This window comes from Micromonospora sp. ABR4_055 (assembly GCF_056160425.1).
In genome coordinates, this window is record NZ_JBSWXD010000160.1 from 1 (window position 1) to 14,952 (window position 14,952).

General features: G+C 67.1%; 11 protein-coding genes and 3 pseudogenes. 8 read left to right on the top strand and 6 right to left on the bottom strand.

The window, feature by feature from the left end:
- The first annotated feature begins 298 nt into the window (after window positions 1-298).
- The 4 genes and pseudogenes from ACXAHD_RS26880 to ACXAHD_RS26895 all read left to right on the top strand — a co-directional run.
- Window positions 299-1,111, top strand: coding sequence for a GntR family transcriptional regulator (locus ACXAHD_RS26880; protein ID WP_475054045.1), 813 nt, complete (start codon window positions 299-301; stop codon window positions 1,109-1,111).
- Window positions 1,108-1,665 (top strand): GNAT family N-acetyltransferase, encoded by a 558-nt coding sequence (locus ACXAHD_RS26885; RefSeq protein ID WP_281550676.1) that lies wholly within the window; start codon window positions 1,108-1,110, stop codon window positions 1,663-1,665. The genes ACXAHD_RS26880 and ACXAHD_RS26885 overlap by 4 nt, the downstream gene beginning before the upstream one ends.
- Window positions 1,666-1,684: 19 nt before the next feature.
- The gene (locus ACXAHD_RS26890) at window positions 1,685-1,915 is read left to right on the top strand and encodes a Scr1 family TA system antitoxin-like transcriptional regulator (protein ID WP_281555636.1); all 231 of its coding nucleotides are present in this window, start codon (window positions 1,685-1,687) and stop codon (window positions 1,913-1,915) included.
- Window positions 1,916-1,980: 65 nt separating this feature from the next.
- Window positions 1,981-2,142: pseudogene (locus tag ACXAHD_RS26895) on the top strand (DUF397 domain-containing protein); the annotation flags it as partial.
- Between the two features lie 588 nt (window positions 2,143-2,730).
- Here ACXAHD_RS26895 and ACXAHD_RS26900 read toward each other — a convergent pair.
- The gene (locus tag ACXAHD_RS26900; RefSeq protein WP_475054048.1) at window positions 2,731-4,047 is read right to left on the bottom strand and encodes an IS701 family transposase; all 1,317 of its coding nucleotides are present in this window, start codon (window positions 4,045-4,047) and stop codon (window positions 2,731-2,733) included.
- Window positions 4,048-4,650: 603 nt separating this feature from the next.
- Here ACXAHD_RS26900 and ACXAHD_RS26905 point away from each other — a divergent pair.
- Window positions 4,651-5,049, top strand: a complete 399-nt coding sequence (locus tag ACXAHD_RS26905; protein WP_475054051.1) for a hypothetical protein — start codon at window positions 4,651-4,653, stop codon at window positions 5,047-5,049.
- Window positions 5,050-5,253: 204 nt separating this feature from the next.
- Here the strand turns inward: ACXAHD_RS26905 and ACXAHD_RS26910 are convergent, their stop codons facing one another.
- The 3 genes from ACXAHD_RS26910 to ACXAHD_RS26920 all read right to left on the bottom strand — a co-directional run bounded on the left by ACXAHD_RS26910 (window position 5,254) and on the right by ACXAHD_RS26920 (window position 10,822).
- Window positions 5,254-5,991 carry an XRE family transcriptional regulator gene (locus ACXAHD_RS26910; protein WP_475054054.1) on the bottom strand — a complete coding sequence of 246 codons (738 nt, stop codon included), beginning with the start codon at window positions 5,989-5,991 and terminating at the stop codon, window positions 5,254-5,256.
- Between the two features lie 59 nt (window positions 5,992-6,050).
- Window positions 6,051-9,530 (bottom strand): polymorphic toxin-type HINT domain-containing protein, encoded by a 3,480-nt coding sequence (locus ACXAHD_RS26915; protein WP_475054057.1) that lies wholly within the window; start codon window positions 9,528-9,530, stop codon window positions 6,051-6,053.
- A 62-nt stretch (window positions 9,531-9,592) separates the two neighbouring features.
- On the bottom strand, window positions 9,593-10,822 hold the full coding sequence (locus ACXAHD_RS26920; protein WP_475054060.1) for an RNA-guided endonuclease InsQ/TnpB family protein: 1,230 nt from the start codon (window positions 10,820-10,822) through the stop codon (window positions 9,593-9,595).
- Window positions 10,823-10,847: 25 nt separating this feature from the next.
- On the opposite strand from ACXAHD_RS26920, the pseudogene tnpA reads away from it, so the two are divergent.
- Window positions 10,848-11,265: pseudogene (tnpA, locus tag ACXAHD_RS26925) on the top strand (IS200/IS605 family transposase).
- 327 nt (window positions 11,266-11,592) lie between these two features.
- On the opposite strand, the gene ACXAHD_RS26930 reads toward tnpA, so the two are convergent.
- Together ACXAHD_RS26930 and ACXAHD_RS26935 are read right to left on the bottom strand one after the other, a co-directional pair.
- Window positions 11,593-12,171 carry a type 1 periplasmic-binding domain-containing protein gene (locus tag ACXAHD_RS26930; protein WP_475054062.1) on the bottom strand — a complete coding sequence of 193 codons (579 nt, stop codon included), beginning with the start codon at window positions 12,169-12,171 and terminating at the stop codon, window positions 11,593-11,595.
- A gap of 65 nt (window positions 12,172-12,236) precedes the next feature.
- A complete protein-coding gene (locus tag ACXAHD_RS26935) occupies window positions 12,237-13,448 on the bottom strand; it encodes a hypothetical protein (RefSeq protein WP_475054064.1) in 1,212 nt (403 codons plus the stop codon).
- A gap of 137 nt (window positions 13,449-13,585) precedes the next feature.
- Between ACXAHD_RS26935 and ACXAHD_RS26940 the strand changes: the two genes are divergently transcribed.
- Entirely contained in the window at window positions 13,586-14,545 is a 960-nt protein-coding gene (locus ACXAHD_RS26940; RefSeq protein WP_289213232.1) for an intradiol ring-cleavage dioxygenase, read from the top strand.
- Window positions 14,546-14,635: 90 nt separating this feature from the next.
- Window positions 14,636-14,815 (top strand): annotated as a pseudogene (locus ACXAHD_RS26945) (FCD domain-containing protein); the annotation flags it as partial.
- Window positions 14,816-14,952 lie beyond the last annotated feature (137 nt).

Sequence of the window (14,952 nt, forward strand, 5' to 3'; positions counted from 1 at the left end):
GGGTGTCCAGGTCTTGCGTCACAACATGATCTTGGATGCCCTCTCCTCATGCCCGGACATCGACCCCTGACTTCGGAACTACTCGTCTAGGTCGCGTGCACCGTCGGCCTGGTCGAGGCCGGCAAGGTGGAGCCGGGTCTGGGCAAGGGCACGGTGTACGCGCTCCATCTCCCTCAGCATTTCGCGGGCATGGCTCATCACTACCACCTGATCATGACGCGAGCACCTTGTGTAAGGTTGGATTGGTACCAACCTTTGCAGTGCAGCCAACGACAGTCAAGACTGCGAATGAGAAACGTTGGAACCAATCGAGGAGACCGTGGCCGTGCCACCGCTGTACCGCAAGATCGCAGACGAGCTACGCGCACAGATCATCAACGGCGTGCTCAAGCCAGGCGACCACCTGCCGACCGAGAGCAAGCTGCAGGATCTGCACCGGGTCTCCCGCAACACCGTGCGACTCGCCACCGCGGTCCTCATCAACGAAGGCCTGGTCGAGTCGGTGCCCGGCCGTACCGGCGGCATCATCGTCCGCGACCGAGTCACGCTCGCCTTCCATGCCAGCCGCGCAGAGATGCCCGGACCGGTCAGCGAGTCCGACGCGTGGTTCAGCGAGGTCCGCGACCAAGGCCACGAACCTACCCAGACGTTCGAGCTACGCATCGCGGAAGTGCCGGACGGACTGGCAGAACGCCTCGGCGTGCCCGCCGACTCACCAGCAGCCGTCCGCCGCTGCGTACGCGCGGTCAACGGCCAGCCGTCCTCGATCCAGGACACCTACTACCCGATGGACCTCTGCGACCAGGTGCCCGAGCTGCTGTCGCCACGTGACATCCCGCAAGGCACCACCAGACTCCTCGCCGAACGCGGACACCCACAGATCGCCTACGACGACGAGATCATCGCAGCGATGCCAGCACCCGACGAGGTGACGACTCTCGCCCTGGCCGCCGGCACACCCGTCCTCCGCTGGCTCCGAACCGGCTACACCCCGGACCGGCCCGTACGCGTCAGCGTCTCCACCTTCGCCGCCGACCGCAACCGGCTCCTGTACACCCTCGGCGACCCCGACGTCATCGCCAAAGTCCGTGCCAGCGAGGACCCGCAATGATCATCCGTCCCGCACAGCTCAGCGACGTCGACGTCATCATGAGCTGGCGACGCGAACGAGAGGCATGGCTCGCAGCTCGGGGAGAAGACCAGTGGTCGATCCCACTACCCCGGTCTGCCGTCGCCGCGACCGTCTCCGCCGGGCAGACCTGGATGGTCTTCGACGGTGAAACCCCGGCCGCCACCATCACCCTCACCGCCTACGTCGACGTCGACGGGCTCTGGAAACCGGACCGCGACCCCGAGGCTCTCTGGTACCCGGAAGATGACCCGGCCGACGCGCTCTACGCCGCGAAAATGATGCTCCCGCTTGCTCGCTCCGGCGACGGCATTGGCACCGAGCTCCTCGACTGGGCAGCCGGCAGAGCCTACGATGCCGGCCTCACCTGGCTACGCCTCGACGCATGGACGACAAACCAACGGTTACACGCCTACTACCGCGACCAAGGATTCCGACACATCCGCACCATCGCCACGCGCGTCAGCGGAGCCTGCTTCCAACGCCCCGCCCAACCGTACGAACCCGGCCGCCGACTAAAAACCGAAGTCGGATAACCCTGCCTTCCTAGCCTCGATCGTTCACGGGGGTGCCCCGGGTGAGCTCGGCGCGTTCACGATCTTCGACTTCGAGGAGGACAGCCACTCCCCCGTCGTCTACGTGGAAGGCCAGGCCGGCGGCCTCTATCTCGAACGTGACGCGGACCTGCGTCGGTGTAACCTGGCGTACAACCACATCACAGCCGCCGCGCTCAGCCCGCCCGAGAGCGCCAAGCTGATCACCGCCCTGACCTGCGCCACGGGTTGACCGACGAGGAGCAGCACGTGACCCCCGACCTCGACCTCAGCACTGCCGTCTGACGCAAGAGCAGGAAGTCATCCGCGAACGGTGGCTGCGTCGAGGTCGCCAACCTGGGTCAGGCGTACGCGCTCCGCGACTCCAAGAGTCCCGACGGTCCTGTCCTCATCTTCACCCCCGAGGAGTGGGACTGTTTCCTCGACGGCGCGGAAAAGGGCGAGTTCCGCCAGCTCTGACCGCAACCCGCGACCGCCTACCCCGCAGGCACCTCCGCCAGGTACGGCGAACAGCCACGCCATCGGCTGGCTCGCACCTGCCAGCGTCTCCACCTTCGCTGCTGGCAACAATCTGCCGTCCTTACTTACTCAGCGATGCTGGCGTCACCGATTGGGACCGAGCCCAGCGAGATCCAGCGCGAATTGCGGCCCGAGAAGACGATTAGCGGTCGATCTGACCCCAGCCCGTAGCGGCCGCAACCAGATTCTAGTCAATCACCCAATCGGCAATCTTCGTGGGGCGAGACCCATCAAACATAGCCCTCAGCAATCCTTGAATCGATTCAGCATAGCGATATACCGACGCGTCGCGACCAGCAAGCAAGGAGCCCTCGTTGGTCATATAGATTGTGAAATGAAATCCGTCCACACCTACCGGACACAGACTTTTCCCAACAACAGAGGAGCATCTATCAGCGATGCGCGCATCGCGATGCGTCGCAACAACAGTCGGATCAAAAGTGGTCCAACACGACGACTTCTTGCCGTGAAGGATGATACTCGGCTCATGCTCCAACCCTAGTAGGGCAGCCGTACTTCGTGACTTGATCATGTGAGTCTGGATCGGTAGTGGTACCAGCGGGCGCGGGCTTGATGGCGGCGGCGCCACCAGGACCAGCGGAGATGGTGTTCGAGGCTGTGCCAGGCTCTGGTAGCGAGGTTGTACAGCCTCTTGATCTCGACAACGGTCAGCCGGATGAGTCCGAGGTCGGCCGGTGGTGGTTCGCTGGGGTGGGTGGGTCGGGGCGGTGGCGTGGTCCCGGCCGCGGCGTCGGCGGCGGTGACCGCGCAGACGGCGAGCGCGGCCATGACCAGCACGATGTGCCGCATGATCGGGGTGTGGAGCCGGTTCTGGAACTGGTCGAACCCGTGGTCCTCCTCGATCGTCCACCGCCGGCCGGTCACCCTCACCAACGCGGTCAGGGTCGCCGGAAGACGCTCCGGTATCCAGCAGTAGAAGTAGGCCAGGTCGTCGGGGTCAGCCAGGCTCCGGCGCACGAGCAGGTAGTGGCGGGGGCTGGCGGTGGCGATCCACGCCCACGCGTACCAGCGGTCGCCTTTGGAACCCGCCCCGCAGGACATGGTCTGCCAGGCGGTGTCGGTGGTCAGGGTGGTGGCAGCGGTGTCGGCGCGGATCTTCGTCTTCCAGCCGGGCAGGGTGATCCGGAACGAGCACGGCACGCCGAGGCTGTAGCCGATACCCCGGGTCTCGCAGGTGTCGCGTAGTCGCCGGTCCCGGCCGTAGACGGCGTCGGCGGTGCACCACCGCACGGGTACGCCGGCGTCGAGTGTCTCGGTGAGCAGGTCGGCGGCGAGTCGGGGTTTGGTCGCGAACTCGGTGTCGGCGGGGACGCCGGTGGCGGCGCGGCGGGCGTCGTCGTCGAGGTGGGCGGCGGGGATCCACAGGCGGGAGCCGACCAGGGCGTGGCCGGCGCGGGTGGCGTAGGTGGCGTTGACCAGGTTGACGGCGTTGGTGACCTTTCCCGCGCAGCCCACGTACTGGCGGGTCACGCCGCACGTGCCGGTGCCGGTCTTCTCCACGCCGCTCTCGTCGAAGATCAGCGTGTTGTCGCCGTCCGGGTCGGCCAGGCGTGCCACGGCGAAGTCACGGACCACGCCCATCGCCTTGTCGGTGTCCCAGACCGCGCGTTCGAGGAGTCGTTGCATCCGGTCGGGGGTGGTGTCCCCGGCGTGTTCGGCCAGGGTCCAGCAGTTCTTGCGTGGCAGGTCGGCGATCAGGCCACGGACGTACTTGCCGGCCTGCCGTAGTGGTTCGACCCGGGCGAAACACGCGCCGAGGTCTCCCATCAGCGTGGCGAGGTTCTCCTCGACCCGACCGGCCTCTACCATGGCCGCTGCGGCCACCTCGTGATCCTTCGTTGTCCACACAACACCGGACGATCATGCGGTGGCCGTCTCCGTCGCCGCACATCCTGTCCGTCCATACCCCACCGCACCGGTCAGGTCACGAAGTACGGCTGCCCTACTGGAAACCCAAGCTCTCTCAAGAAGTCTAAGGCCGGTGCCGACATAACAAACCCACACGAACGCAATAGCTCAACCAAATCGCCAATATCCACATTCCTACCCGGTCCCCAACCGGCACATCTCAGAATGCCAAGAAGATCAGCAGGCAACGAGTTCATTCGCGAAATCTCGACAGGCCCGCGGCACCGGCCAACCCAGCAAATCCGGTCATGCTTCCGAAGGGCAATGAGGACCGTCGCACTGTCTGACGACGCAAGAGACTGCGACACCGAAACTCGCAGACTACGCCATCGGCAGGTGAACCACTTTTACCCGATGGTAGATATTCCATAGTGCCATCTTCCCGTTCTCGCCATAAAGCGCCAAGAAGTCATCGTACGCCTCAAAAATCTGACCAAGAACGGCAACCATCAGGATGACGTGGTTCGAAGCAGCCAACCCAACTGGCACAAGTCCTTGTCCGACGCGACCTGCATAACCATGAACCCTGGTTGGGCTTACTGCCCCAGTGGCACGAACCGCGTCGAGCACACATTCATCGAAACCGCCCAGATCGCCACACTCACCGCCGAACTCGGCCGCGTCAACAGCGAACTGGCCGCCCTGGCGACCACCCGCACCACCCTGCGCACGCTCGCCGCCACCGAGTTCACCGCCGACGACCCGACGATCGCCAGCACCCCCTACCAGCAGATCCTGGAAGTCCTCGCCGCCACACCCGCCGGGATGCGGGCGAAGGGCATCTGCCTCGCACTCGGCGTCGAGCCCTCACCGAAACACGTCGAAGGCACCCGCGCGAAGCTCAAACGCATGGTCAACCGCCGCGTCCTCACCGAAGACGAACCCGGAGTATTCACTCTCGCCCCGAAAAGGACGTAATCTTCCGAACTGCCCTCTCAGGCGGTCCGTGCACACTGCGGATCTCCGAGAATTCATGATCGCAATAGATCAGCCGCGACAGCAAGCCAAATGGGCGACTGCGTACATCAGCGCCACAGGTCATGCCATGTAGTCGCCCGAAGAATGCATTCCCACTGTACCCACTTAGCCCAATACAAGAAGCCCCGATCCAAACACACACGATCAGTTAATCGCGCCGAATTCCTCCTGGATATTGCGGAGCTGATCGTTATTCAAATGGCGCACATCCCAAAGCAACTCCGCCACCTGACGTATTGCGACATCCACAGGTATTTTAACGTCAACCGGCTCGACATCAAGAAGCGCCGCCAACTCATCGCCCCGTAGGGCGAGCACAGCCGCAAAACCAGCCAGAAAGTCCGGACTAAGCTCCTTACGGCCAGATCCAAATGCATGTATTGTCGCCGACGATAGTGGCCCAATTCCGGCAAGCCGGTACAGCATTTTTACGGAGTTTAGGTTGTTCAGATTCCGGTTACGGAGCATGCCCACGATGACAGATCCCGGACCATAAGGGAAGTTGTCGCGCTTGCGCACCGTCAACGCCACCGAGTCCCGCCTTGGCACCGATCTCGCCACCCTGAGGAGCTGCTCAAGTCGCTCGGCGGGCAGACGAAGAGCCGTTCTCACAAGATGATCCAAGACCGGACCAGCCGGAGCCGAAAGTGGCGCAAGGTTGCTAGGAACTTCGATGCCAGCCACCACGAAGAGATCCGCCGCGTGCATGTCAAGCACACGCGCGAGTCGTTGTAGGCTCGACTGACCGAGCACGTCACCCTTGATGGCCGCATCGACCATCAAGGGATCCACTCCGGCGACTCGCATCAAATCGTCGAAGCTCTGGCCGCGAATCCGCGAAAGCCGCTCGATCATCGCCAAGAAGTTCACAGAATCCGCCATCCATAACCATGATTCATCGACAAACTAGTACCCCTCAATCATAGACCTGTCCACAAGTCTCACTCGAGAATATCGTCCCAATCCGCACTTCGGGCACCCCGGAACCCGTTATTTTCGAGAGCATCCCTGGCGACGTCCGAGATTGGTTGATAACCCGGGATTGCATTGTTCGGCGAATAATGGCCAGACCAGTTGTCAAACTCGGTTATACGGCCCTCCTTGACCTGGAAGTGTCCGGCCATGAAAACCGGCTCACCTTCCGACAGACTAGTGTGGCCAGCTGTTGCATCGATCGCGTGCATGTCAGCGCTGCGCATCGACCGTACTGAACCATTTCTCATTACCACGTAATGATGGTCACCATCTGACAAGTTTCGACCATTTTCGTTGAAGGCCGACCGGGGAAGCGGACCTTGCGGCTGATGGTCAATGGCCGATTCGGTCCGGAAGGTACGAGTCGGTTTGATCGGCCCCGTGCCGCAGTTGTGGACGAGGACGGGGTGGTCGCCCGCGATGACATGGTACGTGTGGGTGTGGGCGACTGTCAGGTCGCGCATCTCCCGCTCGTCCCGGCGTGTCTGGACCGACACCACCGTGACCTCGCCGCGACCCGCCACCCGCAGCTTGGCACCCGGCTTGAGGTCGCCGGCGTTGACCCATGCCTGCCGGTTGTCGTCCCAGAAGGGATGGTTCGGTGTCGTCTCCACCACGGTGGAGGTGCCGTCGCTGGTGCGGACCCGGACGTCGGTCAGCTCGCGGTCGGTGTTGCGGTGCAGTTGGGTGACCGGTTTCGGCAACGACGTGCCGGACACCGGGTCAGTGGCCACCACCTGGTCGCCGACATTGATGTCGGCGATGGGGCGGGTAGTGCCGTCGGCCATCAGGACCCGGGTGTCGGGGGCGACACTGTGCGTACGACAACCCGGACCTGACCCGCCGCCGCCGGACGGACCGGCGGTGCTGCCGCCGCGTCCCGGTGGAGCCCGTGCGGGGCCTGCTCCGCCGCCCTTGCGGCCGATCAGGTTGAGTCCCGGCACCGACCCGAGGGCGGCGGCTCTGAGGTCGACCCGTCCGGTGGTGGCGGCCTGGGAGATGACATCGGAGATGCCGTTCTCCACCGCGTCGCTGGCCAACCGGGCGGTAACCCCCGAGCCGGCCTTGGCGGCGATCGCCGTACCGACCTTCGCCGCGATCGCCCCACCGGCACCACCGGCCAGGCCCATGATCGCCCCGGTGCCGAGGGAGCCGAGCGCGTCACCGACGGAGTGGATATCGCCCTGCGCCACATCCTTCGCCAGGTTGATCAACGCACCCGCACCCACCATGCACGCCACCGCGCCCGCACCGGCGGTCACCGCCGTACACGCCAACCCGGCCACGACCGCGCCGGCGATCGCGGCGACCTCCAGGATGGTGTCCTTGTGCTCCACCACCCACTTCTTGGTGGCGTTCGCCGCGTCCTTCACCACGCTGACGGTCTTTTTCACCACCCGGGTCGCCTTCGCCGCGACCTTCTTCGCCGCCTGCTTCACCTGGGCGACTTTCTGTTTCACCTTCTGTTTCGCCTTGGCGACCTTCTTCGCCACGTACTTCTTCGCCTGGTTGACCTTCTTCTTGACCGCCTTCTTCGCCTTGGCGTACGTCTTCTTGACCTTGTTCTTGACCTTGGCGGCCTTGGCCTTGACCTGGTTGACCTTCTTCTTCGCGGCGGTGGTGACCTTCTTCGCCGCGGTCTTGGTGACCTTCTTCGCCTTCTGGTAGGCGGCGCTGCCGTAGCTCGACACGCTGGACACCGCCCGGCGGGTGACGCTGGACACCTTCGACGTCGTCTTCGACGCCAGCTTCGCCGCCGCCTTCAACGGGTTGCCCCAGTGCCCGGTCGGGTCGATCGTCGTCAACGGCGTGCCGTCGCCGTACTGGTAGCGGTTCGCGGCGATCGAGTCCGGCACCGGGCTGTTCGCGGCCGAGTCGCGGGTGTCGAACTGCCCGGTGTCGGTGTTGTACCAGCGGGCGTGCATGTTCACCCGCGACGTCACCGCGTCGGTCCACTCCGACTGGTAACCCAGACTCCCGACCATCCCGGTACTGGCGAGCACCTTGCCCAACGGGTCGTACGTCGTCGCCCCGGCGAGGGTGGTGCCGGTCGTCGTGAACTGACCCACCACGTCGGTGTGCAGATCCGTCCACACCAACCGCTGCGTCCCACCCGCCGTACCGGCCACCACCTCACCCGACGGCCCCCGCACGTACGTCGCCGTGTCATCCGCCGCCAGGTCGTTACCGACCCCGGTGTACGCGAACCCCGGCCGTACCGCCCGCCCCAACCCGTCGTAGTCGTACGTGCGGGCCGGCCCACCGCCGCCGGTCTGCTGGCTGTGCACCTGGCCGAACGCGTCGGCGGTCGTGGCGACGGTGCCGGCGGCGGCGAGGGTGCCACGGGCGGTGTACGTGTACGCCGTCCCGTCGGCGGTCAGCAGCCGGTTCCGCTGGTCGTAGGTGAACAGCTTGACGCCGTTCTGCACCCGGTTACCGGCCTTGTCGTACGCGTACACCACGGTCGCCGAACCGTTGTTCCACGACGTCAACCGGTCGGCCAGGTCGTAACTGTAGGTGTTGGTGACGGCGGCACCACCGAACCCGGTGGTCGTCTTCGAGATCAGGTTGTCGTTTCCGTCCCAGCCGTAGCCGATCGCCGCGATCTGCGTACCACCGGAGGTTTCCAACCTGTCCTCGGTGAGCCGGTGCAGGTCGTCGAAGGTGAACTCCCGGCGGTTGCCGGTGCCTCCGTAGGTGATCTGCGAAACCTGGGACAGGTTGTTGTACGCGTAGCCCATGGTCACGCCGGCGGTCGGGTTGGTCAGGCCGGCCAGCCGCCCGGCGGTGTCGTAGCCGTAGCTGGTGGTGCCGGCCGCGTCCTGCCGGCTGGCCAACTGCCCGCTGCCGTTGTACGTGAACGTCGAGTTGCCGACCGGGCCGCTGATCGACAGCGGCAGGTCCCGGTCGTCGTAGCTGATCGTGTTGGTGCCACCGCCACCGGAGAACTCGGTCATCCGGCCGCCGAGGTCGTAGTCGAAGACCCGGTCGACGGTCGTCGCCTCCGCGCCGGAGCCTTCCTGACGCAGCAGCTGGCCCATCTCGTCGTACTCGCTGCTGATGGTGACCCCGCCGGGCAGGAACTGGGTCACCGGTCGGCCGGCGGCGTCGTAGGCGACGCTGAACGTCCGGTCGGCCGCCGCCGGGTGCGCGGTGGTCGACGGCTCGATCTGCTTCTCCGGCAGATGCCACGGGTTGTACCCGGTCCAAAAGGCGTTGCCGCGCCCGTCGGTGAACCGGGTCCGGTTGCCGGACAGGTCGTAGCCGAACGTGGTGACGATGTCGTCGGAGCCGGAGATCGGCTGGGTGTGCTTCGTGAGCGCACCGGTGGCGTCGTACTCGAAGGTGGCGGTGGTGCCGCGCCCGTCGGTCGCGGCGGTCACGTTGCCGGCCCGGTCGTAGCTGGTGGTCTCCCGCACCAGCTGCACGCCGGCCGCGTCGTACATGGCGGTGGCCAGGACCCGGCCGGTCAGATCGTGCTCGACGTCGCTTTGACATCCTCGCCGCCCTAATCGGCGGCGATTCCAGCCACGCTGCGCGTGACACGCGCAGTGTTCTGGTGGGTTACCGTTTCACCGCGCGGTGCCGGGACGGGTCCCGGTCCTACCCGCGCTCCACGGTCGTTGAAGTCCGCCTGCCCGGCGGCCTTGATGTTGATCGCGGCGTTGACGTCCCGGTCGTGGTGACCGCCACACGGACAGACCCACGACCGGACGTCCAACGCCATCTTCTCGTTGATCCGGCCGCAGTCCGAGCACATCCGGGTGGACGGGAGCCACCGGTCCACCCGGGCGAACGTGCGTCCGTATCTCGCGGCCCTGTACTCCAGCATGGCGACGAACGACGACCATCCGGCGTCGTGGACGGACCTGGCAAGCCGGGTCCGGCCGAGACCGGCGACACACAGGTCCTCGACGTACACCGCTTGATTCTCACGGATGATCGTCGTGGACAGCTTGTGCTGCCAGTCCCGCCGGGTGTCGGCCACCCGGGCGTGCGCCCTGGCGACCTTCACGACAGCCTTCCCACGGCGGTTGCTGCCCCGCTGTTTGCGGGACAGGGCCTGTTGCAGCCGTTTGAGCTTGCGGGCCGCGCGGCGCAGGAACCTCGGCGCGGCGACCTTCGTGCCGTCGGACATGACCGCGAAGTGCGTCAGCCCCAAATCAATGCCGACCTCCGAGTCCACCTCGGGCAGTGGCTCGTCCGTGGCCCGCACGACGAACGAGGCGAAGTACCGCCCGGCCGCGTCCCGGATGACCGTCACGGACGACGGGTCCGACGGCAACGACCGGGACCAGCGGACCGTGAGGTCGCCGATCCTCGGCAGCCGCAGACGGCCGTTGTCCAGGACCGTGAACCGGGAGTTACGGGTGAAACGGATGGCCTGCCGGTTGTCCTTACGGGACCGGAACCTCGGCGGCGCCACCGTGCGGCCTTTACGTCTGCCCGACACGGAGTGGAAGAAGTTGCGGTACGCGGTGTTCAGGTCCGCGAGGGCCTGCTGCAACACCACCGCCGACACCTCGCCCAGCCACGCCCGCTCCGGAGTCGCCTTGGCCCGCGTGATGACCCGCTTCGACAGCTCAGCGTCCGACACGTACGGCAGACCCTGCTCGCGTGCCGTCTGCCGTGCGCGCAGCCCGTCGTTGAACACCACCCGGGCGCATCCGAACGCCCGGGCCAGCGCGATCTGCTGGCCGGGTGTCGGGTAGACCCGGAACTGGTACCGAAGCTGCACGAACCACACGATATCACGTTGGTCTATGACAGAACTCGAGGGTATCCGTACCGGCAGGCACTGCGTCTTCGCGATGCACGTCCACTTGGTTTTCGTGACGAGGTTCCGGCACACGGTGTTCGCCGACCGGCACCTGACCCGCATGGAAGCCATCATGCGGGACGTGTGCCGCGACTTCGAGGCCGAACTGGTCGAGTTCAACGGCGGCCACAACCACGTCCACCTGCGGGTCGACCACCCACCCGAAGTCGCCGTTTCCCGCCTGGTCAACTCACTCAAGGGCGTCCCGTCGCGCCGCCCGCGGCAGGAAGTTCCCCGAACTCGCCCGCCACTACCACCGGGCCAACAAACTCTGGTCGGGCTCGTACTTCGCCGGCTCCGTCGGCGGCGCACCACTGAGCATCGTGACGCAGTACATCGAGCAGCAGAACCGGCCAGTTTAGAGCACTGCTCGGGCTCTGGCGGCCCTCCCAGCGCGGGCCTTCACCCCCGGCCTGAAGGCCGGAGCACTGGCCCGCATTCCGGTAGCCGCCGACGTCGTAGCCGAACTTGGTGACGTTGCCGAGCGCGTCGGTCTGCGCCACCGGCCGGCCGCCGTTGACCAGGATGCACGACTGATGGCACGGCGCATGGCCGCCCTCCCCCGTGTACAAAGACTGTCCGACGTTGATCACGCCGACATCGGACAGTCTCCGACGGCGCTAGCGGATCGCACAAGCATCCGTACGGAGGGTTGACTTAGATCAACCCTCGGCGATTTAATCCCGGGCTCAGTCGTCGGCCGGGTCACCGACCGCAGCCACGACCAGGTCGCGTACCCGCTGCTGGATCGCGGCCGGCTCGGCGTCGGACACCACGGTCACGTTGCTGGCGTCGCCCGCCGGCTGGCCCTCGGCGACGAGTACGAAGTCGACCTGCGGGTAACGGGTGGCGTCCCCGGCCGTCGCGGCGGTCGGCGCCTCGCCGACGGCCAGGACCAGCTGACACTGGCTGCCGGCCAGGCTGGCGAGGTATCCGGCGGCGTTGTCGGCGGTCTGCGGCCCGTTGACTTCGAGGAACTGCACCCTGGCCCGGGTCTGCAGCGACGCGTCCTGCATGCCGGCCCAGACCGGTGCGGCGGCCGGGTCGGTCACCCCGGCGGATCCGGTGAGCAGGCAGGCGGTGACGTCACGGTACTCGCGGGCGCGGGGCTCCTCGGGATCGTCCGGCCACAGCACCACCGTCAGCAGCACCGCCACGACGACGACCAGCCCGGCACCGCCGGTCAGCAGGGCGATCCGCTTGCGCCGCTGTCCATCCTGGTGGTCCTGCGTCCGCTGCCCGTCCCGACCGCCCTTGCGCTTCGTCACGGTCGCACCCTACCCGCACCGGGACACGTCGGGACGTACCGTCCACACTGATCCGCGCTGTTGGGTCAGCTGTCGGCACCGGGTCCGCCGATGGTCGGTCCGGTCGGCCAGAGCGCCGTCAGGTCGGCCGGGGCCAGCGGGCCCTGGTACGCGGCCCGCAGCACCGCCGCACGGCTCTGCGGGTCGCCCCGGTCGGCGAGCGCCACGAACCAGTCGACGCCGGCCGGGTACGCCCACAGGTACGACCGCAGCTGCGGGTCGACGCCGCGGTCGGTCAGCGCGTCGCCGATCTCCTCGTCGGACCAGAACGGCACCCGCTGCCGGGCCCACGCCACGCAGTCGGCGACCGGCACGCCGTCGTCGACCGCCCTGTGCAGCCCGGCCCGGACCAGTTGGGTGTAGTGCGTCAGCCGCACCCGCGCCACCGCCGCCGCGTCGTCGCCGGTGACGAACAGCGGCAGCGCCTGCGCCAAGCCCTCCAGCAGCACCTGGGTGTCCGTGTGCACCGACAGCAGGCGGACCGCACCGTTGTCCGCAGTCGACCATCGGGCGTACCAGCTGGCCGACTGCAGAGCGTGGCCGAGCACCTCGTGCAGCGCGAACACCCGGGCCTGCGTCTCGGTGAACTCGGCGCGCTGCCGGTTCAGCCGCAGCCGGGCGGCGGAGCCGGCCCCGTCCAGCCAGTACGACCAGTAGGCGTCGACGTCGACCCGTTCGATTGTCAACTGGTACGGCGCGGCGGTGCCGGTCGCCGCGCGTACGAGGGGTTCCAGCTCGGCCGCCGCCTGCTCGATGGCGTCCGGGACGTCCTGGCGACGCAGGATCCCTTCGGCACGGGCCAGTTGGCCGGGGAGCCCGTCGTTCCAGTCGACGCCGAGGTCGGCCAGGCTCGCGCGGGCCCGGTCGCCGACCGCCGCGAGGTGGTCGTCCGGCCAGCCCGCCGCACCGCAGCCCTGGGTCCGCCGGATGTAGTCGGTCAGCGGCAGCCGCTCGCCGAGCATGGCCCGCAGGTAGGTGATGTCCGCGTCGACCCGGGCCCGCAGCCGGTCGTCGGCCCGGCAGTCCGGCTCGTCGGCGACGGCAGTCAGTTCGTCGGCGACGGCGGTCAGTCCGGCCAGTACGGCGAACCGGCTGGTCGCGGGGGTGGGCGGTGGGGCGGCCGGGTCGAGCGGCGCGCAGTCGTAGTCGATCACCGGGGTGGCACCACGTTGGCGCTCGTAGCCGTCCCACGCCCGCAGCGTCGCCTCGACCCTGTCCCGTACCGGCATCGTCGTCACGTTCCCCATCCTGGCGTACCGACTGGCACAGCCAACTTCCAGCTGGGATCCAGCGGGCTGCGGGCAACGGCGGTGAGGGTTGGTCGCAGATCCGCACGACACCCGACAGTGAGCCCTCTTCACGAACGGAGAAACGGATGCGACGCGACTCCCGCCGGGACACCACCCCGCGCTACCAGGGACGTCCGCTGGCCCGTCCCGACGAGGAAATCGTCGACCAGGGCCTCGGCTTCGACCTCGGCACCCTGCTGGGTCGCCGGCAGGTGCTGCGGGCGTTCGGCCTGGGGGCCGCGACCCTCGGCCTCGCCGCCTGCAGCGCGAACACGGGCGCCAGCGGCGGCACCTCGGCGGCGGCCGCGGCCGCTGCGGCGACCGGCGAGATCCCGGACGAGACCGCCGGGCCGTACCCCGGTGACGGCTCCAACGGGCCCGACGTCCTCGAACAGAGCGGCGTCGTCCGCAGCGACATCCGCTCCAGCTTCGGCGAATCCAGCGGAACCGCCGACGGCGTACCACTGACCCTCGAACTCACCGTCACCGACCTCGCCAACAACGGCACCCCGTTCACCGGCGTCGCCGTCTACGTCTGGCACTGCGACCGCGAAGGCCGCTACTCCATGTACTCCGAAGGCGTCACCGACCAGAACTACCTGCGCGGCGTCCAGATCACCGACACCGACGGCAAGGTCACCTTCACCACCATCTTCCCCGCCTGCTACACCGGCCGCTGGCCGCACATCCACTTCGAGGTCTACCCCGACGAGGCCAGCATCACCGACGCCGGCAACGCCATCGCCACCTCCCAGGTCGCCCTCCCCCAGGACGTCTGCGACACCGTGTACGCCGAACCCGCCTACGACTCATCGGTCACCAACCTCGCCCAGCTCAGCCTCGACACCGACAACGTCTTCGGCGACGACGGCGGGGCGAGCCAGCTGGCCACGGTGACGGGTGACGTCTCGGCCGGCTACGCGGCGACGCTGGCCGTGCCGGTCGACACCACGACGGCACCGACCGGTGGTGGCGCCGCTCCCGGCGGTGGTGGACCGGCCGGCGGTGGGCCCGGCGGGGCACCGCCCAGCGGCATGCCGTCCTGACCTGCCACGTACTGCCGCCGGGTCAGCCGCCCCCACCGTCGTCCGCTTCGCCACCCCGTAGCCGATGCCACCGTCGTACGGCAGGTCGCTGCATTTCCAGTCCCAGACCACCAGTTTTGCGTGGCATTCAACCGCGGCCACCGGCGGATCTACGAACGCATCGCCGCGCACGACCCGGAAGGCGCCGCGGCGGCGATGTTCACGCACATCACCGAAGCCTGGCTCGTCCGCCGCAGCGGGTTCGGCGAACCGGTCCGGCTGCAACGGTAGGGCCGGTCCCCCGACATGCCGCTGGCCGGGGTTCCATACGGGGAACCAGACAGCAAAAATGGCATCCGTCAGGAGGAGTAGCCGCCTTTGGGGGTCCAGTCCACCAACACACCGAGGTCCACCCAATCCTCCTTGCC

Bases quoted from the DNA above. Each gene is read 5' to 3' on its own strand.
- ACXAHD_RS26885 (WP_281550676.1), top strand. From the start codon at position 1,108: ATGATCATCCGTCCCGCACAGCTCAGCGACGTCGACGTCATCATGAGC.
- ACXAHD_RS26905 (WP_475054051.1), top strand. From the start codon at position 4,651: ATGAACCCTGGTTGGGCTTACTGCCCCAGTGGCACGAACCGCGTCGAG.
- ACXAHD_RS26910 (WP_475054054.1), bottom strand. From the start codon at position 5,991: ATGGCGGATTCTGTGAACTTCTTGGCGATGATCGAGCGGCTTTCGCGG.
- ACXAHD_RS26915 (WP_475054057.1), bottom strand. From the start codon at position 9,530: ATGTACGACGCGGCCGGCGTGCAGCTGGTGCGGGAGACCACCAGCTAC.
- ACXAHD_RS26940 (WP_289213232.1), top strand. From the start codon at position 13,586: ATGCGACGCGACTCCCGCCGGGACACCACCCCGCGCTACCAGGGACGT.